Genomic DNA, 416 nt, shown 5'->3' with positions numbered 1-416 from the left:
GAGGCCGTCGAGGAGTTTCTGGGCGCGGGAGCGCCGGTCCAGCTGAGGGCCGGTGGTGCCGGTGCCGGTGGTGTTGGTGAGYCGTGGGTTGGTGGCGGCGTTCATGGCGGTGGTGAGGGTTTCGTATTGTTCGGTGGTGGCGAAGATTTCCAGGTGGTGGAGTCCGTGGCGGCGTYGGCGTCGKAGGAACGCGCCTTGGACRTGGCGGAGGGCTTCTTCGGTGGGTTCGGGGCCGTTKTGGTCGATGTGGTCGATCCAGCGGTTGGCCATTKTGGTGACGAAGTCGGGGTCGGATTGTGTGGCGGTGGTGGTGAGGGCGTGTTCCATGCCGGTGAGGGTGTCCGGGTCGGTGAAGTGTTGGGCTTTGTCCAGGGCGGTGCTGATGATCGTCGCGGACCGGGACGGGACCTGTCCGG

Annotated in this window: 1 protein-coding gene; it reads right to left on the bottom strand. The window is 66.3% G+C overall.

What is annotated here, in order from left to right; genetic code table 11:
- Positions 1-416, bottom strand: a 416-nt coding sequence (locus AB4Y81_RS21570; protein ID WP_441996937.1) for a DUF222 domain-containing protein, incomplete at both ends; no start/stop codon positions are given.

Origin of the sequence: Paenarthrobacter sp. TAF1 (genome assembly GCF_052113825.1) — a bacterium.
GTDB lineage: Bacteria > Actinomycetota > Actinomycetes > Actinomycetales > Micrococcaceae > Arthrobacter > Arthrobacter nicotinovorans.
This window is presented reverse-complemented; position numbering and strand designations above follow the sequence as displayed.